This window comes from Helicobacter sp. 23-1046 (assembly GCF_053654635.1).
Window position 1 is genome coordinate 89,392 of record NZ_JBSIUS010000001.1, and the last position, 25,508, is coordinate 114,899.

The 25,508-nt window shown below is 41.1% G+C and carries 25 protein-coding genes and 1 pseudogene; 14 read left to right on the plus strand and 12 right to left on the minus strand.

The window, feature by feature from the left end; translation table 11 throughout:
- Window positions 1-4: 4 nt before the first annotated feature.
- Genes ACWIUJ_RS00465 through rpmE form a run of 3 tightly spaced genes read right to left on the minus strand, consistent with a single transcriptional unit; the run spans window position 5 to window position 1,938 of the window.
- Window positions 5-793, minus strand: a complete 789-nt coding sequence (locus ACWIUJ_RS00465) for a TrmH family RNA methyltransferase (protein WP_454168249.1) — start codon at window positions 791-793, stop codon at window positions 5-7.
- Window positions 790-1,704 carry a 16S rRNA (cytidine(1402)-2'-O)-methyltransferase gene (gene rsmI, locus ACWIUJ_RS00470; RefSeq protein ID WP_454168251.1) on the minus strand — a complete coding sequence of 305 codons (915 nt, stop codon included), beginning with the start codon at window positions 1,702-1,704 and terminating at the stop codon, window positions 790-792. Before rsmI ends, ACWIUJ_RS00465 begins: the two co-directional genes overlap by 4 nt.
- 30 nt (window positions 1,705-1,734) lie before the next feature.
- On the minus strand, window positions 1,735-1,938 hold the full coding sequence (gene rpmE, locus ACWIUJ_RS00475; RefSeq protein WP_454152324.1) for a 50S ribosomal protein L31: 204 nt from the start codon (window positions 1,936-1,938) through the stop codon (window positions 1,735-1,737).
- 116 nt (window positions 1,939-2,054) lie between these two features.
- On the opposite strand from rpmE, the gene ACWIUJ_RS00480 reads away from it, so the two are divergent.
- The 8 genes from ACWIUJ_RS00480 to ACWIUJ_RS00515 are packed head-to-tail and all read left to right on the plus strand — an operon-like array spanning window position 2,055 to window position 8,790.
- The gene (locus ACWIUJ_RS00480; RefSeq protein WP_454152325.1) at window positions 2,055-2,756 is read left to right on the plus strand and encodes a sulfite exporter TauE/SafE family protein; all 702 of its coding nucleotides are present in this window, start codon (window positions 2,055-2,057) and stop codon (window positions 2,754-2,756) included.
- Complete coding sequence (locus ACWIUJ_RS00485; RefSeq protein WP_454168252.1) at window positions 2,756-3,238, plus strand: tRNA (cytidine(34)-2'-O)-methyltransferase; 483 nt, start codon at window positions 2,756-2,758, stop codon at window positions 3,236-3,238. The genes ACWIUJ_RS00480 and ACWIUJ_RS00485 overlap by 1 nt, the downstream gene beginning before the upstream one ends.
- A gap of 59 nt (window positions 3,239-3,297) precedes the next feature.
- Entirely contained in the window at window positions 3,298-4,620 is a 1,323-nt protein-coding gene (gene hisS, locus ACWIUJ_RS00490; RefSeq protein ID WP_454169706.1) for a histidine--tRNA ligase, read from the plus strand.
- Between the two features lie 28 nt (window positions 4,621-4,648).
- Complete coding sequence (locus tag ACWIUJ_RS00495; protein ID WP_454152327.1) at window positions 4,649-6,445, plus strand: M3 family oligoendopeptidase; 1,797 nt, start codon at window positions 4,649-4,651, stop codon at window positions 6,443-6,445.
- The gene (locus ACWIUJ_RS00500) at window positions 6,442-6,933 is read left to right on the plus strand and encodes a hypothetical protein (RefSeq protein WP_454168254.1); all 492 of its coding nucleotides are present in this window, start codon (window positions 6,442-6,444) and stop codon (window positions 6,931-6,933) included. The genes ACWIUJ_RS00495 and ACWIUJ_RS00500 overlap by 4 nt, the downstream gene beginning before the upstream one ends.
- On the plus strand, window positions 6,926-7,600 hold the full coding sequence (locus ACWIUJ_RS00505; protein ID WP_454168256.1) for a DUF5644 domain-containing protein: 675 nt from the start codon (window positions 6,926-6,928) through the stop codon (window positions 7,598-7,600). The genes ACWIUJ_RS00500 and ACWIUJ_RS00505 overlap by 8 nt, the downstream gene beginning before the upstream one ends.
- Window positions 7,601-7,609: 9 nt before the next feature.
- The gene (locus tag ACWIUJ_RS00510; RefSeq protein WP_454152330.1) at window positions 7,610-8,470 is read left to right on the plus strand and encodes an HdrB C-terminal domain-containing protein; all 861 of its coding nucleotides are present in this window, start codon (window positions 7,610-7,612) and stop codon (window positions 8,468-8,470) included.
- A gap of 5 nt (window positions 8,471-8,475) precedes the next feature.
- Window positions 8,476-8,790: a hypothetical protein gene (locus ACWIUJ_RS00515; protein ID WP_454152331.1), complete on the plus strand. Its 315-nt coding sequence runs from the start codon at window positions 8,476-8,478 to the stop codon at window positions 8,788-8,790.
- 60 nt (window positions 8,791-8,850) lie between these two features.
- On the opposite strand, the gene mqo is transcribed toward ACWIUJ_RS00515, so the two are convergent.
- Both mqo and ACWIUJ_RS00525 read right to left on the minus strand, forming a co-directional pair.
- Window positions 8,851-10,329 carry a malate dehydrogenase (quinone) gene (mqo, locus tag ACWIUJ_RS00520; RefSeq protein WP_454168258.1) on the minus strand — a complete coding sequence of 493 codons (1,479 nt, stop codon included), beginning with the start codon at window positions 10,327-10,329 and terminating at the stop codon, window positions 8,851-8,853.
- Window positions 10,330-10,495: 166 nt separating this feature from the next.
- Complete coding sequence (locus tag ACWIUJ_RS00525; RefSeq protein ID WP_454152333.1) at window positions 10,496-11,272, minus strand: sulfite exporter TauE/SafE family protein; 777 nt, start codon at window positions 11,270-11,272, stop codon at window positions 10,496-10,498.
- A gap of 125 nt (window positions 11,273-11,397) precedes the next feature.
- Between ACWIUJ_RS00525 and ACWIUJ_RS00530 the strand changes: the two genes are divergently transcribed.
- Window positions 11,398-12,198 (plus strand): J domain-containing protein, encoded by an 801-nt coding sequence (locus tag ACWIUJ_RS00530; protein ID WP_454168260.1) that lies wholly within the window; start codon window positions 11,398-11,400, stop codon window positions 12,196-12,198.
- Window positions 12,199-12,399: 201 nt separating this feature from the next.
- On the opposite strand, the gene ACWIUJ_RS00535 is transcribed toward ACWIUJ_RS00530, so the two are convergent.
- Both ACWIUJ_RS00535 and ACWIUJ_RS00540 read right to left on the minus strand, forming a co-directional pair.
- Window positions 12,400-15,141, minus strand: a complete 2,742-nt coding sequence (locus ACWIUJ_RS00535; protein ID WP_454168262.1) for a TonB-dependent receptor plug domain-containing protein — start codon at window positions 15,139-15,141, stop codon at window positions 12,400-12,402.
- A 14-nt stretch (window positions 15,142-15,155) separates the two neighbouring features.
- A complete protein-coding gene (locus tag ACWIUJ_RS00540; protein ID WP_454168264.1) occupies window positions 15,156-15,284 on the minus strand; it encodes a hypothetical protein in 129 nt (42 codons plus the stop codon).
- Window positions 15,285-15,463: 179 nt separating this feature from the next.
- Here ACWIUJ_RS00540 and ACWIUJ_RS00545 point away from each other — a divergent pair, with 179 nt between their 5' ends.
- Both ACWIUJ_RS00545 and ACWIUJ_RS00550 read left to right on the plus strand, forming a co-directional pair.
- Window positions 15,464-15,715: a DUF5408 family protein gene (locus tag ACWIUJ_RS00545; RefSeq protein ID WP_454168266.1), complete on the plus strand. Its 252-nt coding sequence runs from the start codon at window positions 15,464-15,466 to the stop codon at window positions 15,713-15,715.
- Between the two features lie 2 nt (window positions 15,716-15,717).
- Window positions 15,718-16,191 (plus strand): hypothetical protein, encoded by a 474-nt coding sequence (locus ACWIUJ_RS00550; RefSeq protein WP_454168268.1) that lies wholly within the window; start codon window positions 15,718-15,720, stop codon window positions 16,189-16,191.
- 208 nt (window positions 16,192-16,399) lie between these two features.
- On the opposite strand, the gene obgE is transcribed toward ACWIUJ_RS00550, so the two are convergent.
- From obgE to rplU, 4 genes and pseudogenes are all read right to left on the minus strand, one after another.
- Window positions 16,400-17,770: a GTPase ObgE gene (gene obgE, locus ACWIUJ_RS00555; RefSeq protein WP_454168270.1), complete on the minus strand. Its 1,371-nt coding sequence runs from the start codon at window positions 17,768-17,770 to the stop codon at window positions 16,400-16,402.
- 88 nt (window positions 17,771-17,858) lie between these two features.
- Complete coding sequence (locus ACWIUJ_RS00560; protein ID WP_454168272.1) at window positions 17,859-18,356, minus strand: DUF2059 domain-containing protein; 498 nt, start codon at window positions 18,354-18,356, stop codon at window positions 17,859-17,861.
- Between the two features lie 141 nt (window positions 18,357-18,497).
- A pseudogene (gene rpmA / locus ACWIUJ_RS00565) lies at window positions 18,498-18,752 on the minus strand (50S ribosomal protein L27); the annotation flags it as partial.
- A 283-nt stretch (window positions 18,753-19,035) separates the two neighbouring features.
- Window positions 19,036-19,347, minus strand: a complete 312-nt coding sequence (gene rplU, locus ACWIUJ_RS00570) for a 50S ribosomal protein L21 (RefSeq protein WP_454152340.1) — start codon at window positions 19,345-19,347, stop codon at window positions 19,036-19,038.
- A 126-nt stretch (window positions 19,348-19,473) separates the two neighbouring features.
- Between rplU and ACWIUJ_RS00575 the strand changes: the two genes are divergently transcribed.
- The 3 genes from ACWIUJ_RS00575 to ACWIUJ_RS00585 all read left to right on the plus strand — a co-directional run bounded on the left by ACWIUJ_RS00575 (window position 19,474) and on the right by ACWIUJ_RS00585 (window position 24,821).
- Window positions 19,474-20,358, plus strand: a complete 885-nt coding sequence (locus tag ACWIUJ_RS00575; protein WP_454152341.1) for a M23 family metallopeptidase — start codon at window positions 19,474-19,476, stop codon at window positions 20,356-20,358.
- Window positions 20,359-20,501: 143 nt separating this feature from the next.
- On the plus strand, window positions 20,502-21,641 hold the full coding sequence (locus ACWIUJ_RS00580; protein WP_454152342.1) for an efflux RND transporter periplasmic adaptor subunit: 1,140 nt from the start codon (window positions 20,502-20,504) through the stop codon (window positions 21,639-21,641).
- 24 nt (window positions 21,642-21,665) lie between these two features.
- A complete protein-coding gene (locus tag ACWIUJ_RS00585) occupies window positions 21,666-24,821 on the plus strand; it encodes an efflux RND transporter permease subunit (RefSeq protein WP_454152343.1) in 3,156 nt (1,051 codons plus the stop codon).
- A 21-nt stretch (window positions 24,822-24,842) separates the two neighbouring features.
- On the opposite strand, the gene thyX is transcribed toward ACWIUJ_RS00585, so the two are convergent.
- Window positions 24,843-25,496, minus strand: coding sequence for an FAD-dependent thymidylate synthase (gene thyX / locus ACWIUJ_RS00590; protein WP_454168274.1), 654 nt, complete (start codon window positions 25,494-25,496; stop codon window positions 24,843-24,845).
- Window positions 25,497-25,508: the final 12 nt, after the last annotated feature.

Consider the following 25,508-nt stretch of genomic DNA (forward strand, 5'->3'; position numbering starts at 1 on the left):
TCCTTTAATTAAGTAGTCTATCTAGCAAGATTATCGTTGCGTGTGCGACATTAAGCGAATCAAAGTCCCGCTTAATGCGAACACATACACGCAAGTCCATTCTTTGCAAAAATTTCTCTGAGAGTCCATCTCCCTCGCTACCCACGCATAAAACCCACTTTTGCAATCGCTCATCTTGTGCTGTTTGTAATGGTGTGCTTTGTAAAATGCCTATTGTATCTATTTTTGGTAATTTTTGTGCGTTCTTTTTGCACACTTGAGTTAAACTTTGGCGAATTTTTACCACATTTTCTCCAGCCATATCCGCTCCAAGAAGTGTAAAGTTTGCCATTTTAAGTTCATTTAAACAATCAAACGCATTAGGGATAATGCAAAAAGGCATATCTAGTAATGCCCCACTGCTAGAGCGCACGATGCCCTCAATGGCATTTTGGTGGAGGTTACTCTGCGCTAAGATAACGCCACAAGCACCTAAACAATACGCGCTTCTTACAATCGAGCCAATGTTACCCACATCACTCAACCCAACGAGCATTAAGAGATTCTCAAAACCTTTCATCATACTAAGTGGTGTAGGATTAAGCGGGGTGATTTTAGCAAAGATTCCTTGATGATTGCGTCCGTGTGCGAGGGCTTGGGCTTTTTTGTTATCAAGGACTATGATTGGCTTGTTTGCGCTCTTTAGTGTGCTAAATATCTCTTTTGGCAGTTGTTTAGCGACATAGATTTCTTGGATTTTGTCTTTGTGGTGTGTGATTGCATAGAGCACGGGTTGTTTGCCAAATATTATCATCGCATTGCCTTGTGTGTGAGTTGAGAATCTTCTTTTGCTTTGGGTGTGGTATTTATGAGTTCTTCATAGCATTGTTTAATGGGCTTATTAGTGAGCTTTGAGAGAAGTTTTGCTTTAATTTTTGGGGTAATGTCAAGCTCTAAAATATCATTTACACTGAGATTCCCAGCGTTTGGAAAAATCAAATGTTGAGAATCGCTTTTTGCGTTATAAATACAAAAAACCCACTCCCCACAGATTTTTTTAGAATCTAGTTGTGCTAAAACCTCTCGTGCAACCCCAAAAAATCGCTCCTCATACATTTTGCTTATCTCTTTACACACACACAAATATGCTTTTGGTAGGCACTTTTGAATATCTTGTAGGCTTTGGATAAGTCTATGTGGGCTTTCATAAAAGACACAAGGCACATTATAATGTGCCAACTGGTAGAAAATTTCTTGTCTTTGTGATTGTTTGTGTGGCAAAAACCCCCCAAAATAAAACGCATTTGATTCTATCCCGCTACTTGCAAAGCATACATTAAGCGCACTTGAGCCGGGCAATACTTCATAAGGAATAGCATTTCGTATGCAAAACTCTACCAACTTTGCTCCTGGGTCGCAAATACAAGGCATTCCCGCATCGCTTATATAAATGACATTGCTATCAAAAAACGCGGGCTTAAGTGTGGCGATAAAATCCCGTTGATTGTGCGAATGAAATGGGAGAAATTTTTTATCTTCTAAGATATTTGTGGGTGGTGTGGAAGTAATTTTAGCAAATAGATTTTTTGATTCTAAGAGCGTGTAGAGCTTTTTTGCTACTCTTGTGTCTTCGCAAAGCACAATTTGCGCGTTTAAGAGTATCTCCAAGCCCCGCAGGCTTATATCAAAGAGATTGCCGATGGGGGTGGGGAGTAAAATAAGCATTTATAGCGAGTTGGAGTGTATAAATGCGAGCTATTTAAGGTTGTATTTTTGGCGAAATTTCTCTACGCGCCCTGTCGCATCAGCGATTTTATCACTCCCTGTATAAAACGGGTGGCAAAAACTTGAAATATCAATCCTTAATTCTGGCTTTGTGCTTAGCACTTCGATTTCCTTGCCACTTGTTACGCAAGTAACTTTGCAAGGCACATATTGTGGGTGAATATCTTTTTTCATTGTGATTCCTTAAATGATTAGATGTCTTTATTGGGATAAGCGTGGCATTGTAACAAAAAATCTATTAAAAAGTGTTAAAATTTTGCACATTCATTGCAAATTTTGAAAGGAAAGATATGGGGTATATTGAGTTAAGCAGTGTATTTGGCATAGCACTCTTAGCCTCTTTTAGTCATTGCGTTGGAATGTGCGGTGGGATTGTGATTTCGCTTGCAAACACAAGACTTATCAAAGAATCTTCTCCTAAAAAAGTGGCATTTGCGCACTTGCTGTATGTGGTTGGCAGAGTGAGCGTGTATATGCTTTTAGGTGCTATTGCTGGGGGGATTGGTATCATTTTTAATGCAGTGTTGGATTTGAAGATTCCTATCTTGTTGGGCGTGAATATTTTGCTTATAGTTTTTGGCTTTTGTTTGGCGTTTTTGCCCCATATTATACGAGTATTTGAGCCCAATATCAACAAAGATTCTCTTGTGTTTCGCACCATTGCACCCATTTTTAGTGCGCTTTTACATTCGCGTTTGAGCGTGTCGTTTTTTTTGCTTGGAGCATTAAATGGAATCTTGCCCTGTGGCATTGTGTATTATTTTTTACTCACTGCTTTGGCAAGTGGTGGAGCACTTAATGGAGCGTTAGTAATGGGTGCTTTTGGGCTCGCTACAATAGTTGTGATGTATCCTTTTGCTTTTTTTTCAAGTGTGTTTATGCGATTTTTTCACGCTAATAAGGCAGTGTTTGCTTATTTGGCTGCGGGAGCGATGATGGGATTTGGTGTGTATGGCGTTGTAAATGGGTTAAGTATGATGGGGGTGCTATAATGATTCATATTGTGCTCGTTGAGCCACAGATTCCACAAAATACGGGCAATATAGGGCGTTTGTGCGTGGCAACTAACGCAATGCTTCATTTAATCAAACCGCTTGGATTCTCAACTTCGCAAAAAGAGTTAAAACGCGCAGGATTAGATTATTGGCAGCATTTAAGCGTGAAAGAATGGGAGAATTTGGAGGATTTTTGGGAATCTCACCCTATTGCAAATACCAAAGAGCAAGCCCAAAAGCACTTTTTCTTTAGCACAAAGGCACAAAAACTCCATTATGAAGCAAGTTTTGGTAAAGAGTGTTATTTATACTTTGGGCGTGAGGATGCGGGGATTGATGAGCGTATTTTAACCCAAAACATCAATGCAATTTACAAACTTCCTATGAGTAAAATTGCGCGAAGCATCAATTTAGCTACTTGTGTGGGAGCAGTGCTTTATGAGGCATTGCGACAAAATGGCTTGTATGAGAAATTTTAACGCCAAAATGCGCGCTAAGTTTGTTATAATGCTAAGAAAAAAATTTAGGAGTTGATATGCTGGTTACTCCGCGTGTCTTAAGTGGCTTTAAAGATAGATTACCAAAAGAATCAATGACAAAAAATATGCTTCTAGGGAAGGTGAGTGAAGTGTTTTTGAAGTTTGGTTTTGTGCCCATTGAGACACCGCATATTGAGTATGCAGACATTTTGGTGAAGCAAGGTAGCGAGGAGATTCAAAAAGAACTTTATCGTTTCAACGATAAAGGCGGGCGCGATGTGGCATTGCGCTTTGATTTGACCGTTCCCTTAGCGCGTTTTATTTCTCAATATCAAAACGAGTTGCAACTACCATTTAAGCGGTATGCCATTGGCAATGTGTTTCGCGGCGAGAGGGCACAAAAGGGTAGATATAGGGAATTTACACAATGTGATTTTGATTTTATTGGGAGTGAATCTCTTTCGTGTGATGCTGAGATTGTGCAAGTGATTTATGCTTCGTTGTGTGCGATTGGGATTGATGAGTTTAGTATTTGGATAAATCATAGAAAAATTTTAAATGGCATTTGCAAGCATTTTGGCATTACAGAATCTAAGGCGATAAATGCTACACTGCGCGTGATTGATAAACTTGATAAAATTGGTAAAGAGAGTGTAGTCGCCGAGTTGGAATCTGAAGTTGGGATAACCCAAAAAACAGCAAAGAATATTTTACACTACACTTCTATCAAGCAAAATGGCGAGAGTGGAGAGTTTTTTAAAAGTATCGCATTTTTAAAAGAATGGAATGATGAGTTAAAAAGCGGGATTGAGGATATTGAGCAGCTGTATGAGATTCTTAGTTTGTTGCAAATGGATAAGGACTGCTATCGCGTGAATTTTTCCATTGCACGCGGGCTTGGATATTACACAGGAATTGTGTATGAGAGCGTTTTGACGCGCTTGCCAAGTGTAGGGAGTGTGTGCTCTGGAGGGCGGTATGATGACTTAACCAAGACTTTTTCTAAGCAAAAGATGAGTGGAGTGGGCGCGTCTATCGGTATTGATAGATTATTAAGCGCAATAAAAGAGCTTGAAATGATGAAAAACAATTCCACTTCAGCACGCGCGTTGCTCGTGTGTATGGATAATGCGTATCTTGCTTACACGCACGCATTAGCAGAGTCCTTGCGCCGCTCTGGAATCTCTGTCGAAGTATATCCAGATATTACGCGATTAAAAAAACCATTTAGCTATGCTAATGCACTTGGACACGAGTTTGTGTTGGTGGTTGGAGAGAGTGAGTTTGCCACAAAGACCATCACACTTAAAAATATGACAAGTGGAATGCAAATGGAAGAAATTAGCTTCTTAAAAGCGTTAGAATTGCTAAAACAAGACTAAAATTATAAAAAACTTCTAAGGAAAAACAATGAATGCAACAATCTCACCAAAACCGCTAAAAAACACACATTTACCAAAACAAAATGAGTGGAATCTCAATGCACTTTTTACCTCACGCCAAAATGCAAAATCTGCTTGCGAAGATACACTACAAGCAGCAAAGAATTTCAACAAACACTATCAAGGCAAGCTAGGCAGCATTGCTCCAAAGGATTTTGAGCGTGTTTTAACCCAATATGAGCAACTTTGCGAGAATCTTGGTGGAGTGATGACTTATGCGTTTTTGCTTTTTGCTAAAGACACTAATAATGGTGCGCTTTATGCGGATTTTGAGCAACGCGTAAATAAAGCGCAAAATGAATTGCTATTTTTTGAATTGGAGCTTGCCAAGCTCGATAGCACGATTATAGAACAAATCGCCAATTGCGCGCCAAGATATGCCTTTTATGTGCAAAAAATCAGCGAGCAGGCGAAATACACCCTTAGCCTTAAAGAAGAACAAGTGCTTTTAAAAACTTCTCCCATTAGCACAAATGCCTTTTCGCGACTCTTTGATGAGCATTTAGCTCAAGCACGCTTTAAATGCAGGGGTAAAAAACTCAACGAGGAGCAAATATTAGCACTTCTGCATAACCCCGATAGAATCACACGCAAACAGGCACAGAAATCTTTTAGCGCGGGGTTAAAAAAATCTCGCCATTTGTTAAGCTATATTTTAAACATTGTGCGAAAAGATGTCGCAATCACAAAGGAATTACGCGGGTATGAAAAGCCAGAGAGCTTTAGGCATATTGCAAATTGCATTACGCAAAAAAGTGTCGATGCGCTTGTGGATTGTGTGAATGCAAATTATAAAGTCGTGCATAAGTATTATGCAATCAAAGCAAAACTAATGAATATAAAAACACTTAAAGATTACGATAGATACGCTCCTTTAGAGTTTAAGTATCCAAAACAAAAAGCCACACTTACTTATCAAAGTGCGCTTGGTGAAGTGTTAGAATCTTTTAGTAATTTTTCTCCCACATTTGCTTCAATCGCTTACAAGGCGATTAAAGAGGGCTGGGTAGATTCTCACCCAACGCCAAATAAACGAGGCGGAGCGTTTAGCCATAGTGCTATCCCGCGCGCGCATCCCTATGTGCTATTAAATTGGACGGGTAATCGCAGGGATACTTTTACCATAGCGCACGAGTTTGGGCATATGATACACCAAGAGTTAAGCAAGCAAGTGGGCTATCTTAACGCAGACACGCCACTCACTACCGCAGAGACAGCATCAGTGTTTGCTGAAATGTTGCTTTTTGATTCAATGAAGCAAAAGCTTAATAAAACGGAGCTTTTAGAGCTTTATGCGGGTAAATTAGAGGACATTTTTTCTACGCTGTTTCGCCAGATTGTGATGACAAATTTTGAACGCGCCATCCACGCCAAAGATGGTGAGTTAAGCCCAGAGGATTTTGATACAATTTGGGAGGAGCAAAACGCTAAAATGTTTGGTGATTCCTTGCGACTCACCAAAAATTATGCAGGTTGGTGGTGCTATATACCGCATTTTATTCACTCGCCATTTTATTGCTATGCGTATAGCTATGGGCAGTTGCTTGTGCTCGCACTCTTTGGGCTCTATAAAATGACACAGGGCAATAAAGCCAAAAGGGAAAAATTTATCCAAACATACATTGGCTTTTTATCTCGTGGTGGAAGTTTAAGTCCAAAAGAACTTATTAAGGAGTTTGGCTTTGATATTGATGATTGTGCGTTTTGGGACATTGGTATGAATGAAGTTAAAAAAATGTTTAGTGAGTTTGAGGAACTTTTATGATTATAAAAAACGCAAAACTACGACATTTATTGACAAAGCACGCAAAGGAGTTTTTAATCCTGTTGGTGGAGCAAAAAATCTCATTTTCTATCTTATGCGACATTAGCAAGACAGATTTTAATCCTCCATTGCCAGAGGATATAGCCAAAGGACTAAATGATTTGACTTTGTTTATTTTGGCTGGCTATACATTTGAGAGTATTGATTTTGGAGTGAGCGGGATAAGTTTTGAAGCGGGCTTTGGCGAGCAAAACTTTGGGAGTTTGGTAACTATTGAATATGAGGGAATCGTGCAGATTCTCCTCCAAGATGAGCAACTTTTAAAAGAAATTTCACTTTTTGTCAATGTCGCAAATGCGCAACTTTATAGTGATTTTGATAGCATACAAGAAGATTTTAGAGATTTAGATTTCTCTATGCAAATGCTCTCAAGCAATCCTGAAAACTCTTATCTTTTTAGCAAAAAAAAAGGAGATAAAAATGAGTAGTTTTATTCCACATATTCCACCAAATACCATAGCACTTAAAGTGTTTAGATTCCATCAGGGCAGGGATTATCTCCCTTATTATGAAAAGATAGATTTTCCCTATAAGCAATCCAGCACGCTTAGCGAGTTGTGCGAGTTTTTGACGCATAATTTACGCGATTTGGGTTTAGATGAAGTGTGTTTGCGCATCAATAGCGTGAGTGTATTGGAGGATTTGCCCATTAGTGAATTAGTGGGCGAGTTTGGGAATGCGTGGATTCTTAGCCCGCTTTGTGAGAAATTCGCACTCAAGGATTTTGTGCTTGATTTTAGCGTGTATGATGAAAGATATGCAGAATTTTTTGCCCAAATGCCATTTATCACAAAGGAGCATAAAAGTGAATTAAGAGGTTTTTTAAAATATAATTTTCTCTCCGCACTTTGTGAATGTGAGGATTTTATTGATGAGTATTTGGGCGATGGATTTTTCCTCTATGTCGCGCATTTGAGCGAGCTTTATCCCACCCATAAAAAAGAGCTTTTGGATTTTATTTGTGATTCTTCTAGTGGGATTTTGAATTTTGTTAGCCTTGATAGGGCGATGTATCCTTTTGGTTGGCACAACAGCAAGCCATTTTTTACTATCATTAAAGAACATTTTGCTAAAGAGTGTTCTGGTGCGAATTAAGGAGGAGAAATGTTAGATTCTAAAACACTGAATTTCCCCTATCAATCACAGGGAATAATGCTTTTTGATGTGTATGATGAGATTGTGTGTAGTGGAGTTAAAAAAGACGATATAGCAAGATTTATTGCCCCAAGCAAGGAACTTTTAGAATCTTTTGGCGTGCAAAATGTCGCACCAAAAATCCCACTTAAACCTTATAGTGGGTATTTTGCCAGCATTAAAGATTCCACGAACGCGCTCAAAAATATGGCGTATAACTTTGCCATTGCTCAAAGCCAAGATTGTGTGCTTCTTTTTGTTGAGGAAGATGTCTGCACGCAGGCATTACTTACTTTGGAGGCATTTTTGCAGCCTGACACTCAAGCACTACTTATTGATTTTTTGCACTCCCATAATCTTAGCTTTGACCCTAATAAACCTAGTTTTGTTACGCTTGATTGGCTTATTGCTAAAAAGAGTGCAGAGGGACATTGTGTCTTTGCTAAAAGTTTTAAGCAATATAAATCCGCGCTTTTGCGCACTTATGCCTTTGTGCCACTAGATTTAACCACTATTTTTCGCGCACTTGAGCTCGCTATTGTGCCAAGCACTGATTCGTATTTTTGCCACTTGCTTGAGAGCAATGCAACTTTAGCCAAGCAAAGTTTGCACAAGCAATTTTTTACGCTCGTTGATTTGGGGATTGATTTTTTTAGTGCGTTAAGTATTTCGCAATTTTTTGTTTTTGATAGATTGCAGGGGAGCTTTTCGCCACCGCGTGATTGTCCCAAAATCCCTGTTTTTAACCTTGCGGAATTGTGTTTGCTAGCACTTGATAAACCGCTAGAAAAAAGATTCCATAAGGTTGCGTTTGAAGAGTTAATAGGGTAAAAGAGATGAAATTATTTTTGCAGTTTTTTACCGCTGCGCTTATTGGTGCGCTGTGGTTTCACTTTGGTGATAATGATTCAGCAATGGCTTTGGTGTTGTTTATTATTGTGCTTTGTGTGATGTTTATGAAGCCCATTCGCTATCAAGACCCAAAACGCAGGGAGCAATATATGCAAAAAATCCGTGATACGCGTGAGCGCAAGGTAATGCTTGAAAAAGAGCGACTAGAGGAAAAAAAGCGTGCTAAGCAAAGCGCACGCGAACAAGAAGAAAAGCTCAAAAGAGAATACGAAGCCAAAATGGCTGGCAAAAGGCGATAAAAGACATAAAAGCCTTAATTTTTGACATTGCTTAATGCCATTTGCACCAACACTTAGAATCTAAATGCCTTCAAATGGCAATCCAAGCAACTCCGCAGTCTTTGAGCGAATTTCATTAAAGTTTGCAATGTTTTGCTCTAAAGTATTTTGATATGAGGGAATCATTTCTTTTAGCTTCTCTCTAGCACTAGCCACTTCATCTTTAAAGCACTTCTCTAACACTTCAAGCAAAATATTGACCGAAGTAGAAGCACCGGGCGAAGCTCCAAGCAAGGCGGCTAGTGAGCCATCTTGAGAGACTATGACTTCTGTGCCAAATTGTAAGAATCCACGATTATTAGCATCTTTTTTGATGATTTGCACACGCACGCCAGCCATTTTAATTTCCCAATCAGCAGAGTTAGCACTTGGCATATAGCCTTGAAGTCTTTGAATGCGACCCCTCTTCCCTAGCATAACCTCTTTAAGCAGGTAAATGGTGAGCGGGATATTATCAATCCCCGCTTGCATCATAGGGATAAAGTTATCACTTTGCATAACAGATGGGAAATCAAGCAGGCTTCCATTTTTTAAAAAACGCGTATTAAAACCAGCATAAGGACCAAACATAAGCTCTTTGTTGCCATTCATAAATCTCGTATCTAGGTGTGGCACAGACATAGGAGGCGCACCGACAGATGCTTTGCCATAGACTTTTGCGTGATGTTTTTGGATAATATCTTTATTCTTACACACGAGCCACAATCCATTTACAGCAAGCCCAGAATATCCCTTGCTCTCTTGCACACCAGATTTTTGCAGGAGCTGTATAGTCGCTCCGCCAGCTCCTAAAAATACAAATCTTGTGCGGACATTTTTTGCCTGTCCGCGAGTATCATCTTTTATTTTTAAGTGCCACTCGCTCCCCTCTTTCTTAATACCGACAACTTTGTGATGATAAAATACATTTACCCCTTCTTTTTGTGCTAAACTTTGTGCCATTTGTCGCACAATCGCACCAAAATCCACATCACTTCCACCATTCATAAAAGTTGTGGCTATTTCTTGGTTGCTTTCTCGCCCATCTGTGAGAAGTGGCGTCCATTGTGAGATTTGGTCTTTGTCTTGTGTGTAGCGCATATTATGAAAAAACGGAATCTTATGCAATGCTTCATATCGCGCCTTTAAAAACGCGACATTGTTATCAGTTACAAAACTCATATGTGGCACAGGGTGGATAAAGCTCGAAGCATTTTGTAAAATTTTATGTTTCACGCAATATGCCCAAAATTCCTTGCTTAATTCAAATTCTTGGTTAATAGTAAGTGCTTTTTTAATATCCACACTTCCATCTTTGCCCTGAGGGGTGTAATTCAATTCACAAAGAGCTTGATGACCTGTGCCAGCATTGTTCCACGCATCGCTAGATTCCAATGCGACATCATCAAGCTGTTCATAAATGTTAATGTGTAAATCTGGTTTAATCTCTTTTAACAAAGTCGCTAGTGTAAGACTCATAATCCCGCCGCCAACAAGAACTACCTGTGATTCTTCGTTCATCTTTTATCCTTAGCAATTTATATAAATCCCTTATATTGTAATCGCAATTTCTTAGAATTTGATTACATTTAAGGCAAAATTTTGGTTAAAATTTTTTTATCTTTACTTTTTAAGTTTTATAATTGCTTAAAATAGGGTATTAGCGCAATGTTTCAAAAATGCCACACTACTCCAATCCTTTCAAATATGGCTCTACAAGTTTATACACGCTTACCAAAAGTGATAGCACATATACGATGATAAGTGCATAGCGGTGATTTTTAAGGCTGGTATTTTCTATGGCTTTGATACCAATGGCTACTCCAAGCATTGCGCTAAGCCCAATAATAAGCCCTTTGTGTAAATCGACCAAATTATGCGAGTAAAGCGAAATACTCCCAGAAAATGAAGAAAAAATCACAAAAAATAGCGCGATAGGCACGACCTTTTTAGAATCTAATCCCAAAAAATACGCAAGCATCGGGGCAATCATAAGCCCACCACCAATGCCAAGCGAAATAGCAAAAACTCCTGTAAGCGCACCAACACCGATTAAAACAAACTTTTGGTGGAGGGGATTTGTGATAGGTGGATTGGGGTTAGCGGTAGTCTTGGTGTTAAAGATATATTTTTTTAGTCCTATAAGCGTAAGGAGGATAAATAGCAAAAGCAAGACTTGCGAGGGCAAACTAGACACGATAAGTCCGCTAAATGACGCACCAAAAAGCCCACCAATGCCAACATACACGCCTATTTTTACATCAAGATTTTTACGCCAAAAATTTATAATGCTTCCAAAAGTAGATGAAAACACCATTTGCATAATGGAGATTCCAATGGCGTATTCTATCCCATAGCCCATATAAAGCAAACAAGGCACGATGATAGTCCCACCACCCATACCAAAGAATCCCGCTGCAATGCCACTTACGAAGCCTATGAGAGCAAAAATCAACTCTTCCATAAATGTATCCCTTTTATTTTACGCAAGATTAGGCGAGTTTAGCACAACAAAATAACATTACACTTAACCTTTTTATTGTATAGTCGATTTTGGCTTAGAATTTTTATGTTTGTATAGGATGGCAAGTGAAAATATCTCTTAGTCAAAAGTATATTCAAATCACCGTAGAAGAAAGTAACGCATTTTTGGATAAGGCATTGGACTATGCCAAAAAATATTTTTCCAAAAGTTATCGATTATCAAGCACGGTGTTAATCCTCGATGATGGCGAGCGATTTAAAAAAGATTATTTAGTAAATTGGGCGTATCATATTTGCGTGCAAGATGATATGTCTAAAACAAGCTTAAATAAAAAGCAAGAGCTTGAATATTTGCTAAAATTTACTTATTTGCCTATTCGTATCAAAATCGTTGGGAAAAATCCCATTGTCCAGCGCGTGAAAATTTCTCTTAGAATCTTAAACGCCAATCGCGTTGTGCTTAAAATGAGTCATAAAAACGCCACTGCTCGCCGTTATATCGCTCAACTTTTTTGTGATTATTATATGGGGAGCGATGGCGATGAGATTTACCTAGATAGCACGAAGTCTTATTTTTGGGATATGATTATTAACATTGTGAGTTTTAAGGTTGTGCATAATGTAATTTTGGATTTTGATTATGAGAGCTTTAAAAATCCAAGCCATACTGAGAGCTTCCTCACTCAAGATGAAATAGAATTGCGCCAAAGTTATATGCTTTTAGAATCTCATTACCAAGATGACTTCAAGGTGGTAAAAAAGCGGTATTTAAAACTTGCGCGAGAATACCACCCCGATAAGGTATTTGGGCAAGATTCTCAGGTGATTGAGAGCTATAATGAACGATTTAGAAGCATTCAGCAAGCCTATGAGAAAATCCGCACTTCCTTGCGCATAGCTTCATAATCAAGCGAACAATCCGTGTTGTCTATTGAAGCTTTACAAAAGCTGAAATATCCAAATATATTTGTTATATTGTCATACTGAGGCGTTAGCCGAAGTATCTCAAACGACAATCAAAAAATAGAGATATTTCGCTAATGCTCAATATGACAACATATAGATTGCCACGACTTACCTTTTAGGCAAGTCTCGCAATGACGAACCCTAGAATTTATACCCCACTTGTAGCCAAAATTGTCGCCCTACTTCATAGCCAATCGTAGGCGCAGAGCTAGTGCCTGCGTAATTCGCGCTTAAAATCGTAGGGTTTTTGGCATCAAGCAAGTTAAAAATATCCATATTTGCATACACCGTATGTCCATTGCGCACATCTACTTCAAATCCTGCGCGAAAATCCCAAGTGAAAGCATTTCTCAGTGTTTGAGCCACATATTGGTCTTTGTCATTGTGTGCGGGATTATATGCAGCATTTGGCACTCTAGTTCCTGTATATTGTGTGCCTGCGGTGTGGATTCTAGTGATTGCTTGATATGCGGAGCGATAGCGCAAAAAGTTATTTAAGAGCCACTTAAATTTGCCAATGTTAAAGCTGTGCGTGGTATTTAGTCGTAGCGTAAAAGGACGGACAAAGTTACTCGCAGGGCGTTGAGAGTAAGGCACGACTCTGCCCTCATATAAAATATCAGAATCTTCAAGCTGTGATACGCTAATTGCAGAAGCATAATCAATATAATTGCGCCTTACTTGCGTCCAATCCACATTAAAACTTGCATAATGCTTCACGCCTCCAGATTCTAGAGGTGTATCGTGCGTAATGCTTAGCGTAAAAATATTGCTCCACGATTTGCCTGCATTGGTGTAAGTATAATAAGTGGGGCGATAATTTGGGTCTGTGGGGAGCTTTGCTGTTTGGCTACTGACATAGCGAATATCATCTTTGCCCTCTCTATAAATGTATTTAAGCCCCAAACTTATATCAAATATGCGTTGAGCGATTCCAGCCATTAGCTCATCAGTATAGGGGATTTTTAGTTTGTTAAATTTAGTTGAGTTTCCATAAGGCTCAATGCAGTTTGTCTTAATAGTGGTGCTACATTTCACCCCGCTTGCTAAAATACTCTGCCAGCTTTTATCAGGGCTATCTCGCCATAGCGCATTCATCGTGCTGTATTGGATATTTTGCAAGGCATAGGCGTAGAGATTTTGTGCGTAGTAGCGGTTTGCGCCAAATGTGATTTGTGTAGCGAAGTTATGCCCCTTATCCCATTCATTCCACATAGCCTCGTAGTTAAGCGAGAATCTGGGCGCAAAAGTCGCCTTTCCCATATAAGTATCATAATCCCCTCTTGCGCCCACTCGTGCATTTAATTTGCCTGCTTTGTATAGAGGGATAGCTATATCATCTTGGGCAAATAGCGCGAAGATTCCATTACTTACAAATGCTGGCTTTGTGCCAAAATGCCTCGTTTGTTGAAAAAACTGCCCATATTGCCAAATGTATAAATCCCTACCATTCCAAGTCTGCTTTATCACCGCACCATTTGTGCCTGTGTCTTTGATAAGCCCTCTAGGGTCATAGACTTTAGAAACATCACACCATTCTTGGTTTGGGTCGGCTTGGCGACAGAGCTCTTGTTGGGCTTGTGTCATATAGGATTTATATGCGGTTTGTTGTTGTGAGTAGTAATGCTCTTTGTAATACGCACTTTGCGCGTATTGATAGTTTGTTTCTAGTCCAATTTGGAATTTATGCTCCATTTTTGCTAACTCAAATGGTGTAAAATCCTGCACGAGTTTATTGCTAAAAGTGTGCAGGGTGGATTCCACAGGGGGTTGCCCACCCTCACGCGCCCAAGTGAGATAATTCCCCCAATTTTTAGCCTCTGAAATCTGCCACGCCTTGCTTGCGTTGTAGTTTGTCCTAGAGGAAGTTTCTAAAAATTGATACCCCGCTGTGTAGGTAAGCATTCCTAATGGATTTGAAAAATGTGCCTTAAAGGCGAGGTTATGCCCGCCTGATTGATAATTAAACCAATCTCCTTGCGTGCCATACATAAACCGATAGTCATATTGTGGCGCGTAAGTGTAGCTGAGCTCTAAGCGAGTGGCTTCATTCACATCATAGTAGCCTTTGATAAAGTAGTTATAAATTTGACGCTTTTGAGTTTGTTTAAAGCTCTCTATATCGGAGCGAGTAATGGGCGTGGCGTAGTTCCCCGTGTAGTTGCTCTTTGCATTTGGAAGCAAGGGGATAAAGCTAAGTGTGGAGCTAAAGCTAGCGATTATGCCAAATTTATCATTGACTTTTGATTCTACACTTGCGCGGATAATGTGCTTGTGGAAGTTTGGTTGATTGTTTGCATCTGCGCTCCCTAGAAAAGATGTTATATCTGTGCCCTCATAAAGATGATAATTTGTAAGGCTAAAGGCTTTTGGGTCGGCATTACCCTGCGTGAATTGATAAGAAATATTTGCGCCGTATTTTTTGGTGGGACGCCGTGTGTTTGCCTCCACTACACCACCTGTAAATCCTCCATAGCTTGCACCTATATTAGAATCAAGCACGGTGATAGATTCTAAAAGTGAGGTATCCACCGCTAAGCCTTGAGATTGTCCCTTACCCATTCCTAACCAGCTATTATCATTGGCAGTTGCTGCGGGATTTAGCGTGTTATTCATTCCCACACCATCAAGAGTAAAGAGATTTTGATAATGCAATCCCCCGCTTATGCTGATTCTCGCAGGGTCAATCTCGCCCGGTGTAGTCGAGCGATTTTGTGCATTATCAAACTGCACATTAGGGAGGATTCTAAGAATCGAGCCAATGTCTCCATTCCCACTAGGATTAGAATCTAACATTTCTCGTCCAATTTGTGCTCCACTTTGATAGGCTTCAAATTCTCTCTCCGCCGTAGCAGTTACTTTACCTAATTGGACTTTTTGCAAATCCTTTTTATTTTCTACTTGATTGTTATCTTGTGTTTCGGGGGGGGGGGGGGGGTAATTGCACTCTTTGATGATTGCTCTAACTCATCGCTAAGCACAAAGCCACAGAGCACAAATGCAACACACAAGATTCTAGCGTTCATTATCAATTCCTACAAAATATAAAATAAAATTGAGGAATCTAACACATAAAATCTTAAATCCAGCTTAAATAATGAGAAATAATTTTATTATAAAAGAATTTCTACTTGGACTTTCAATAACATTGTCTAAAGGCACATTTATTGCATACCTTTGGCAAGATTTATTGTAAGGATTGGCTATGCAGTTGCAAGATGATAGCGCGCTTAATATCTCAAAGCGTGGGGTTAAAATCGCTATTTTATGTGTGTTTGTGGTGGTCGTGCTAGGGCTTATCAATATTTATGTGCTTATCGTGCAGATTCGCTCCACTGAGGGCATACACAATCGCGTAGTGGTGCTAGAAAAAGAGCTCAAAGACACACAAAAAATGCTCAACCAAGCGCAGAGCGATTCTCATCAGTTAAACAATTCAAACGAGCCAAGAGAGTAGCGATGAGTGAAGCATTAGTGCGCGTGGTTTTTGTGCTTTTTAGCGCGTATATAAGCGTGTTTGGCGCGAGTTGGCTAGATGAGCTTGCGTATGATGAATGGCGCGATGGACAGAGCCTAGAGGCAATCATCTCATACAAACTTGAACTCCAAGATGAGGTGGCTAAAGCAGAGCGTTACAGAGTATCAGTAGCGATGAATACACCCAAAAATACACCCAAGACTTACGCGTGTAGCATTGATGTGGGCGATTATGATATTTTAGATGATATGAGTTTTTTTATCCTTGATTTACTAAAAAAAGAGCAAGAGCAAGTGCTTGAATGCCTTTATAAAGGCGAAGTAAAGATAAAAGAATATGGTTTATGGCGCGAGGGCAGGGCAAGGAGCACAGCATTATTAGAGATTAAACCCACGCGAGTGAGCGCGTATTTGTATAATAGAGAGTTGATTTTGCACATTCCACAAGGACTTTAGATTCTAATGCGTAACCCTAATGCTGTGCCATATCTTATCATAACATAGCTTCGTGTAAAATTGGGGTCGCTAAAAAAATGTTTTTGTAAAACAACATCGTAAGCAAACATTTCCCAAAAAATCCAATTCTACCAGACTTAGAATATGCAACAAGACCCAATCCTATTTTGATATATAAGCTTTCTAGCAGTTAAGGGTTAGCAGTTTTTTAGGCTTGTTGCAATGCGCTACAAAGCGCGCTAACAAGCGCATTGAGATTGTGCCTTGTAACCGCAGAAATGGGCAAAATAAACGCAGGTTTGGCAAAATCTGCATTAGTAAAATCCGCGTTGCTAAAAGCTAGCCCAAAATTGTTCGCGCTAGATTTTGTGTTTTGCGCTTGCTTTTGCGACTTATTTTGCGGATTTTGTGTTTCATTTCGCGCTAGATTTTGTGGGTTTGGCAGAGCGTCAATTTTGCTAAGCACGATTCCATACGGACGCGTGGCGAGCGTGCTTGAGTAGGATTCTAGCTCGCGCCTTAAGTTTGCAAACTGCGCCTCCACGCTTAATCCTCCATCAAATTCCGCCCGTGTGCAATCAAGCACAAAAAGCAAAAATTTCGTGCGCTCAATGTGTCGCAAAAACTGCAAGCCCAGCCCCTTGCCCTCGCTCGCCCCATCGATAATGCCCGGAATGTCAGCTATCACAAAAGAATCTAACTCTGTCGCGTTGTCTTTTTGCTCGCGTTGTCTTTGTGGCAAAAATTGTGGATTGCTTCGGGCGTTTCGCTCGATAGACTTTAGTGTCTTATCCACGCTCACGCTCACGCGCAACCCCAATTTTTCCTCACAAATACTTCCGCGACTTGTGTCGAAATATTCTCTGTTTGCGCGTGGTGTGAAATCCGCATCTGCAAAATCTATATTTTTATTCACGCTATTACTCCAAACGCTACCCAAATGCTTGCCAACCTCCACCACGCCCAAATGTGGCGTAATCGTGGTAAATTCATAATTTGCCACTTCGGGTTTAGCGTTTGAAAGCACCGATATGAGCGTAGATTTACCGACATTTGGGTAGCCCACCAGCCCCACATCAGCGATAAGTTTTAGTTCTAGTTTTATGTGGCGTGATTGCCCTGCTATGCCTTTTTGAGCGTAGGTTGGGGCTTGGTTTGTTGCGGTTTTAAAATGTGCATTGCCTAAGCCTCCTTTGCCACCTTTGAGCGCGACAAATTGCGCGTTTTCGCCTTTAGTCGCATTGCTAAAATCCTTGTCGAAATCACACAAAACCTCCCCGCTCTCAAAATCGCTAATCTGCGTGCCAAGCGGGACTTTGATGATACAATGCGCCCCACTTTTGCCCGCGCACCTCTTAGGCTTGCCAGCCTCACCATTGTGTGCTTTATGGTGCTTTTTACCTCGAAAGTTTGCCAGCGTATGGGCGTTATTATCCACTTCAAAGATGACATCACCACCCCTGCCACCATCGCCACCATCAGGTCCGCCTTGTATGACAAATTTTTCGCGCCGAAAGCTCACGCACCCAGCCCCACCATTGCCCGAAGTAATAAAAATATCTACGCTATCAACAAACATTTAAAATCCTGTGCCGTGATAAAATTTTGCATTGTGCTTTTTGATTTTGCTCGTGTTTTCGCTTGCTTGCGCGTCTAGATTCTAAAATCTATTGTTGCAAAATCGCTTGAAATTTTTGTTGGAAGATTGGGAGGTGCTTTTGGAGGATTTGTATCATTAGCGGGGTTAAGTCTTCATTTACCATTGCGACTTGCATTTTGGCGAGCTTACGCCCAAGCGGTGTTTGGTAAAATTTGATAAGCTCTTCTAAGTCGCTAAGAGAGAGATATTTTTTGTAAATGTTTGGGAGGACGGCTAGCATATCATTATACGCGCCACTCATATATTCGTTATAGGCTTGGGCGATTTGGGTTTTTTGTGCCTTGCTAAGTTTGTTGCCATACTCCGCATAGAGCGCGTTTAGGGCTTGTTTATCGCTAAGCATTTGGTTTAGCGCGGCGTTAGCCTGCGAGACATTGAGAAATCGCATTAGCGCGTCTTGGTATTCATCGGCTACAAGCGTGTTTGCGCTAAGCCCCGCAAACAACACACCACATACAAATGCGCGAAAGAGGCAAATAACACTTAAGATTTTACGCTTTTTCATTATGCGTTGGCGCGAGTTTTACGCCTTTGTCGCTTTTGCGCTTGATTTTGCCACACTCTTTGTCGCTGGCTTTTTGGCTGGAGTGGCTTTTGTGCCTTGTGCTGTCTTGGTAGTCTGCGTGCTTTGGGCTAGCTTTGCTTGGCTTTGGACTATCACAGAGACTTTTTTGCGAAGTTTTGATTTTTGGCTAAATTTCACCACGCCATCGATAAGCGCGAAAATCGTATGGTCTTTGCCAATGCCGACATTATCGCCTGCGTGGATTTTTGTCCCTCGTTGGCGGACTATGATATTGCCCGCTCGCACAAATTGTGAGCCAAATTTCTTAATCCCTAGTCGGCGTCCTGCTGAGTCGCGGTTGTTTTGGGTGCTGCCTTGTCCTTTTTTGTGTGCCATTTGTTGCTCCTTATGTTATAGTTTTGGTTGCTTGCGCTTGACTTTGCGCGATAAATCGCAGATTCTGCGCGTAGGGCTTCGGTTACATACGCTTTAGTATGCGCCCTCGCTCTACGCTTGAAAGCTACGATTTCTCATCGCAAATCCTTCGCGCGCTTGCATTTGCTTTGACAAAATTCGTTTGTCTTATTTATCTTTTTTGTGTGCTTTGGTTGCACTTTTTGCATTCGTGCTTTTAAAATTTAAATCCCACAAATGCACCACTTCATAGAATCTAAGGATTTTATCCCGCGATTGCTACGATTCTCACTCGCGTAAAATCTCGCCGAAATCCGCGCTTTGTCTTGCTATCTTTGCGTCTGCGCTTCTTAAAGGCGATGATTTTCTTGCCTCTACCCTCGTTTATGACTTCTGCTTGCACTTTCGCGCCCTTTAGCAAAGGCGTGCCAATGCTTAGCTCCTTACCATTATGCAAGGCTAGCACTTCGTCAAATTCTAACTTGTCTTTTGGCTCTTTGCCAAGTTTGTCAAGTAGCAAAATATCGCCCTGCGCGACTTTATACTGCTTGCCACCATTTTTAAATATCGCATACATTGCGCCTATCCTTCCTAATCAAAATTTGGTTTTAAAGTAAAACGCGATTCTACCTTAAAAAATCTTAAATCACGCTTTATATTGTATAATTTGATTAAAAAAATTTCATTCCTAAGGAGCGATAAAATGAAAAAATCCCCCAATTTAAAGATTCTTTACACATTTTTTTTGTGTGTTGGCGTGTGTCTTGGCGCGTCAAAGGAGAGTGAAAAAAAGGATTTGCCTTTTATTACGGATAAAGTCGTGCATAATGGCACGACCTTTATTTTACAAAGCAAACACCAAATCCCAATTTTTAGCGAGCATAAAACTTATGCGTGGCTTTCTCACCCGAGTAAAGATGGCGAGTTTATCGCTATGATTCCCATTCCCTATCGTCAAAAGAGCAATATAATCCTTTACACAAAAGAAAATGAAAAAAAAGCCAAAAAGCAACCCATCGGACAAATCGCTATCACGCAAAAACCCTATAATCAAGAGAAAATCTCTGTCCCACCAAATAAGGTCCAATATAACCAAAAAATCGCTAATCGCATAGAATCTGAGCGCAAAGAATCTGCTAAAATTTATAATACTTTTACGCCCACACGCTATTGGAGCAAACCATTTGTCGCGCCACTTGATTCTGTGATTACAAGTGCGTATGGCAATGCGAGAATCTTCAACGGAAAATTACAAAGTTTCCATACGGGCACAGACTTTCGTGCAGCGATGAATACACCCGTGCCAGCGAGTAATGATGGTGTAGTAGTGCTCGCAAAAGAACGATATTTATCTGGCAATAGTGTGATGATAGACCACGGAGAGGGTGTGTATAGTGTGTATTTTCACTTAGAGAGTTTTAAAGTGAAAGTGGGCGATGTCGTAAAGCAGGGGCAAATAATTGCATTAAGCGGAAATACAGGTCGTTCGAGTGGAGCGCATTTGCATTTTGGTATAGTGATTAACAACACAATCATTGACCCAATGGACTTTATCGAAAAAATTAAAGAGGTTATAGAGCAAAAATAGTAAAGTAAATGGTATAGTAATATTTTTATACTATAATGCATTCCCATAATTTGATTTGTCAGGTTTGATACAAAGCATTATGGCATTAAAATCGCTTATCAATGATGATTTTAGAATCTTAGTCTAGCTTTTAAGGAGAATGAATGGAAGCATATTATAACAAAAGTAAAATACTATTTTTTGGCGTGCTAGCATTATTGTTTCTTGCTTGTGGCTCGGAGGAAGATGGCAACAAAAAGCCACAAGTCCCTGTGAGTGTCATAACAATTAAAGAGCAAAATACGCCACTAGAGTTTGAATACCCCGCAAGGCTTAAAAGTGTGCAAAGTGCGAATGTGTATGCACGCGTAGAGGGAATCTTGCTTAGTCAAAATTTTAAAGAAGGTGATATTATCCAAGAGGGACAGCCATTATTTCAAATCGACCCTAAACGCTATCAAGCACGCGTAACTATGGCTAGAGCGCAATATGATACTGCACGGGCAAATTTTTCAAAGTCAAAAAAAGATTGGGAGCGCACGGAGCGATTATATAAGCAAGGTGCGCTCACCGTTGATGCTTATGATAACGCACTGTATAACTACCAATCCGCTCAGGCAAATGTCGATAGCGCAAAAGCAAGCCTAGATGACGCGCTTATCGATTTGGATTACACTAATGTAGTGGCAAGCTTTACAGGGAGAGTTGGAATGCGCCGTTATGATGTTGGGAATCTCGTGGGTAAGGGCAATGATAGTATCCTTACCACACTCACACAGTTAAGTCCCATTTATGCGGAGTTTGCAATCCCTAGCAATGACTTTTATTATATGCGAAATTTGCGTGATGAAAATATGATAGTCGAGGCGATTATGGGTAATGGCGTGGTGTATGAAAAAAAGGGTAAAATTGATTTTATTGATTCTGTGCTTGATTCTCAAACTTCATCGGTCAAGGCGCGCGCGATTTTTGATAATGAAAGTTTTGTGCTTGTGCCAAATGAGTTTATGCGGGTGAATATCAAAGGATTTCAAGCACAAAATGCCATAGCGATTCCACAAAGTGCAATCTTACAAGATTCAGTAGGGAGTTATGTGTATGTAGTAAGAGACGGCAAAGCGAGTATCGCGCGCGTAAGTCTTGGTAAGTCGCTTAAAAATGGCTTAGTGCTTGTCCCAAGCGGACTACAAACAGGCGATACACTTATCACTACAAATCTTACAAAGCTAAGCCAAGATACCCCTGTCGCTACTTCGGCACAGAACGCATTGCAAGTGAGTGTTTCTAAAGAAAAAAGTGAGTAAAAATACAAAAATAAAGGCATAATAATGTTCTCCAAATTTTTCATCAATCGCCCTGTGCTTGCTATGGTGATTTCTATCATTATCACGCTTACAGGGCTTATTAGTATTTTTAAGCTAGGTGTGGAGGAGTATCCCCAAATCACGCCCGTAGAAGTCGTAGTCTCTGCCACTTATAGCGGGGCGAGTGCGGAGGTAATCGCAAACACAGTGGCGAGCGTGCTAGAAAATTCCATTAACGGCGTGGAGGGAATGCTCTATATGCGCTCCACCTCGACTTCTAGCGGGAGTTTTTCTATCAATGTGTCTTTTTCTAACGACACTGACCCCGATATGGCGACTATCAATGTCAATAACCGCGTCCAAGCCGTCCTTAGCCAGCTCCCAGAGGAAGTGCAACGACTAGGCGTAAATGTGCGTAAGCGAAGCTCTACCATACTCGCGGTTTATACGATGTATTCGGATAATCCCGCGCACGACCAACTTTTTATTTATAATTATTCTGCCATAAACATTGTCGATGAGATTAAGCGCGTGCAGGGCGTGGGCGATGCGAGCACCTTTGGGGAGTCGGCGTATTCGATGCGGATTTGGCTAGATTTAGACAAACTCTCCCAAAACAACCTCACTCCCGCTGAAGTCGCCCAAGTCATCAAAGAGCAAAACGCGCAATTTGCCGTAGGGCAGTTTGGGCAAGAGCCTATGAAAAACAAAGTCGCTTTCACTTACTCCATAAGCACGCAGGGGCGATTTCTAAATCCAAATGAATTTGGCAATATCATTATCCGCTCAAATTCTGATGGGAGTGCGTTGCGCGTGCGAGATGTCGCTACTATCGAGCTAGGAGCGAAGTATTATGATGTCGATGCCAAAATCAATGGCAAAGCAGGGGAATCTTTTGGGGTGTTTTTACAGCCCGGGGCAAACGCGCTTGCCACCGCAAAAGCCGTAGAGGAAAAGCTCCAAGAGCTATCTAAAAATTTCCCTGATGGATTGCACTACACCACAAGCTATGATACGACTAAGTTTGTTTCAATTTCGATTAAAGAAGTGGCAAAAACTTTCATCGAAGCGATAATCTTAGTCGTGGTGATAATGTATTTTTTCTTGCAAAATTTCCGCGCTACGATTATCCCTGTGATTGCTATCCCTGTGTCGATTATCGGGGCATTTGGCGGGCTATACGCGCTAGGATTTTCAATCAACTTGCTAACTTTATTTGGGCTTATCTTAGCCATTGGAATCGTGGTAGATGACGCCATCATCGTGATAGAAAATGTGGAGAGAATCTTGCACGATAAAGCCGAAAATCTAACCGTAAAAGAAGCCACCATTAAAGCGATGGGCGAAATGCAAAGCCCTGTGATTGCTATCGTGCTAGTGCTGTGCGCGGTGTTTATCCCTGTGGCGTTTATCGGGGGCTTTAGTGGCGAAATCTACAAACAATTTGCCATTACTATCGCCGTTTCAGTGGTGATTTCTGGCTTTGTCGCGCTCACACTCACGCCCGCGCTTTGCGTGTCGATTCTAAAGAAAAAAGAGCCAACGCCATTTCTAGCCGTGCGCAAATTTAACGAAGTCTTTGATAGACTCACGCATAGATTTGGGGAAACGATTGCTTTTACGATGCGCAGGGCGGTTATGATGATAGCTATCTTTGTGGCGATTTTGGTGGCGACTTTTGGGCTATTTCAGTCTCTATCCACAGGGCTTGTGCCAAATGAGGACAAAGGCGATGTGATAGCCTCTGTGCGCTTGCCTCCTGCGAGTGCGCTATGGCGGACAAATATCGTAGCAGACAAAGAGCTAGAGATTTTACAAAACAATCCAAATGTCAATTCTGTGATGATGATTATCGGCTATGATATGCTCTCTTCATCAGTGCGCAGCAATGTGATTACTTCGTTTATACAGCTAAAGCCTTGGAGTGAGCGCAAAGGTGCGGGGCAGGATTCTTTTAGTGTGGCTGGAATGCTTACAGGGGAGTTTAATGCCAAGCTAGAAGCAAGTGGCTTTGTGCTAAATCCCCCTGCGATAATGGGTATGGGGCTAGCAGGGGGCTTTGAAGTCTATCTGCAAAATCGTGGCAACGGCGATATAAAAGAGCTCCAAAAAAATGCAGATATGCTTGTCGCTGAAGCACGCAAACGCCCAGAGCTAAATCCTATGACGGTAAGAAGCTATTTGGACGCTACGATTCCCCAATACTTTATCACGCTAGATAGAGAGAAGGCAAAGGCGTTTAATGTCAATATCAACGATGTTTTTACCACTTTGCAAAGCACTTTTGGGAGCTATTATGTCAATGATTTTAACCTCTATGGGCGCACTTATCAAGTCAAACTCCAAGCCCAAAGCGAATTCCGCGAAAGCCCAGAGGATTTTAACCGCGTCTTTGTCAAATCAAACGATGGCAACCTTATCCCCATAAGCGCGCTTGTGGATTTTGAGCGAATCGTAAATACAGATATTATCGAGCGGTTTAATCTGTTCCCCGCAGCCAAGCTCACAGGAAGCCCAAATGAGGGCTACTCTAGCGGAGACGCGCTAAGGGCAATCGAGGAAGTCGCCCGCGAAATCCTGCCAAGCGAATATACCATTGCACATTCTGGAATGAGCTACCAAGAAAAGGCAAGTAGCGGGAGTGCGTTTGTGGCATTTGGGCTAGGGCTCGTGTTTGTGTTTTTGATTTTATGTGCGCAATATGAGCGGTGGCTTATGCCATTAGCCGTGCTTACTGCTGTGCCTTTTGCGGTGTTTGGTGCGAGTGCGGCGGTGTTTGTGCGGGGGCTAGAAAACGACATTTATTTCCAAGTGGGCTTAGTTACGCTTATCGCGCTTAGTGCGAAAAATGCGATTTTGATTGTGGAGTTTGCCCAGCATTTGCGCGAGGAGGGCGGACTTAGCATACTGCAAGCCGCCATACAAGCCGCCAAACTACGATTTCGCCCCATTGTGATGACTTCGCTTGCCTTTAGTATAGGTGTGCTTCCTCTTGCGCTATCAAGCGGTGCAGGAGCAGCAGCGCGCCACGCTATCGGCACGGGTATCATCGGCGGAATGCTCGCTGCGACATTTATCGCTATCTTTTTTATCCCGCTATTTTGGAGTTTCATCGCCCAGCTTGGCGAAATCATCAAAGCAAAATTTGGAGAGAGTCAAAACCACACAACTTCTATGTAGAGAATCTTCTTTCATAGAAGTTTAGTCGTTTGATTCCTGCCATAAATGCGGTGTAAAAATATATTTATGCTCTTGTGGTAGGGCTTCAAATATGGCTTTTGCTAAGTTTCTAATCTCCCAAAGCGCGGTTTTTGGACTTCTTAACGAAAGGAAATTTTGCAAACTTCGCGCGTTAATACTCCAAGAAAGCTCAGTCTTATAGGATTCTGGCATACAAAATTTTACCAAATCATTGCTTATTCCATCAGCGGTCAAGATTCTCAAATTTTCTAAGGCTTTTATGCTTGCCTCATTTACGCGCTCGTTTTTGCATAGCACTATAAACTTACGCGCACGCTCTATATTGTGGGAATCTAGCGGTAAAAAACTCGCCTCATCTTTAAGTTCTTTAATCGTGTAGCGCGATGATTTCACGCTGTATGAAGCGATACGATGACGCGCGAGCTCTTGGAGGCAGGCCCGAGAAATGCCTTTGATGTAAAAGTTGTAATACAAATGCTCTAAAGTCGAGCTGTGCTTATTTTTGTTTCCCACTCTATCAATGAGAGCGAGGTCTTTTTCCCCGCAATTATCACTTTTATCAAAGCTCTGCCAGCAGGTTCTTATGGCATTCACACAGACTTCAAGTGGCGTGTAGTGGAGCAGTGTAACTTCTATATCATTTGTGTTATTCATTGTGTGTCCTTT

Excerpts from the sequence above, each read along its gene's own strand:
- ACWIUJ_RS00465 (WP_454168249.1), bottom strand. The coding sequence starts at position 793 with ATGATAATATTTGGCAAACAACCCGTGCTCTATGCAATCACACACCAC.
- rsmI (WP_454168251.1), bottom strand. The coding sequence starts at position 1,704 with ATGCTTATTTTACTCCCCACCCCCATCGGCAATCTCTTTGATATAAGC.
- rpmE (WP_454152324.1), bottom strand. The coding sequence starts at position 1,938 with ATGAAAAAAGATATTCACCCACAATATGTGCCTTGCAAAGTTACTTGC.
- ACWIUJ_RS00480 (WP_454152325.1), top strand. The coding sequence starts at position 2,055 with ATGGGGTATATTGAGTTAAGCAGTGTATTTGGCATAGCACTCTTAGCC.
- ACWIUJ_RS00485 (WP_454168252.1), top strand. The coding sequence starts at position 2,756 with ATGATTCATATTGTGCTCGTTGAGCCACAGATTCCACAAAATACGGGC.
- ACWIUJ_RS00495 (WP_454152327.1), top strand. The coding sequence starts at position 4,649 with ATGAATGCAACAATCTCACCAAAACCGCTAAAAAACACACATTTACCA.
- ACWIUJ_RS00500 (WP_454168254.1), top strand. The coding sequence starts at position 6,442 with ATGATTATAAAAAACGCAAAACTACGACATTTATTGACAAAGCACGCA.
- ACWIUJ_RS00505 (WP_454168256.1), top strand. The coding sequence starts at position 6,926 with ATGAGTAGTTTTATTCCACATATTCCACCAAATACCATAGCACTTAAA.
- ACWIUJ_RS00510 (WP_454152330.1), top strand. The coding sequence starts at position 7,610 with ATGTTAGATTCTAAAACACTGAATTTCCCCTATCAATCACAGGGAATA.
- ACWIUJ_RS00515 (WP_454152331.1), top strand. The coding sequence starts at position 8,476 with ATGAAATTATTTTTGCAGTTTTTTACCGCTGCGCTTATTGGTGCGCTG.
- mqo (WP_454168258.1), bottom strand. The coding sequence starts at position 10,329 with ATGAACGAAGAATCACAGGTAGTTCTTGTTGGCGGCGGGATTATGAGT.
- ACWIUJ_RS00525 (WP_454152333.1), bottom strand. The coding sequence starts at position 11,272 with ATGGAAGAGTTGATTTTTGCTCTCATAGGCTTCGTAAGTGGCATTGCA.
- ACWIUJ_RS00540 (WP_454168264.1), bottom strand. The coding sequence starts at position 15,284 with ATGAACGCTAGAATCTTGTGTGTTGCATTTGTGCTCTGTGGCTTTGTG.
- ACWIUJ_RS00545 (WP_454168266.1), top strand. The coding sequence starts at position 15,464 with ATGCAGTTGCAAGATGATAGCGCGCTTAATATCTCAAAGCGTGGGGTT.
- ACWIUJ_RS00550 (WP_454168268.1), top strand. The coding sequence starts at position 15,718 with ATGAGTGAAGCATTAGTGCGCGTGGTTTTTGTGCTTTTTAGCGCGTAT.
- obgE (WP_454168270.1), bottom strand. The coding sequence starts at position 17,770 with ATGTTTGTTGATAGCGTAGATATTTTTATTACTTCGGGCAATGGTGGG.
- ACWIUJ_RS00560 (WP_454168272.1), bottom strand. The coding sequence starts at position 18,356 with ATGAAAAAGCGTAAAATCTTAAGTGTTATTTGCCTCTTTCGCGCATTT.
- rplU (WP_454152340.1), bottom strand. The coding sequence starts at position 19,347 with ATGTATGCGATATTTAAAAATGGTGGCAAGCAGTATAAAGTCGCGCAG.
- ACWIUJ_RS00575 (WP_454152341.1), top strand. The coding sequence starts at position 19,474 with ATGAAAAAATCCCCCAATTTAAAGATTCTTTACACATTTTTTTTGTGT.
- ACWIUJ_RS00580 (WP_454152342.1), top strand. The coding sequence starts at position 20,502 with ATGGAAGCATATTATAACAAAAGTAAAATACTATTTTTTGGCGTGCTA.
- ACWIUJ_RS00585 (WP_454152343.1), top strand. The coding sequence starts at position 21,666 with ATGTTCTCCAAATTTTTCATCAATCGCCCTGTGCTTGCTATGGTGATT.
- thyX (WP_454168274.1), bottom strand. The coding sequence starts at position 25,496 with ATGAATAACACAAATGATATAGAAGTTACACTGCTCCACTACACGCCA.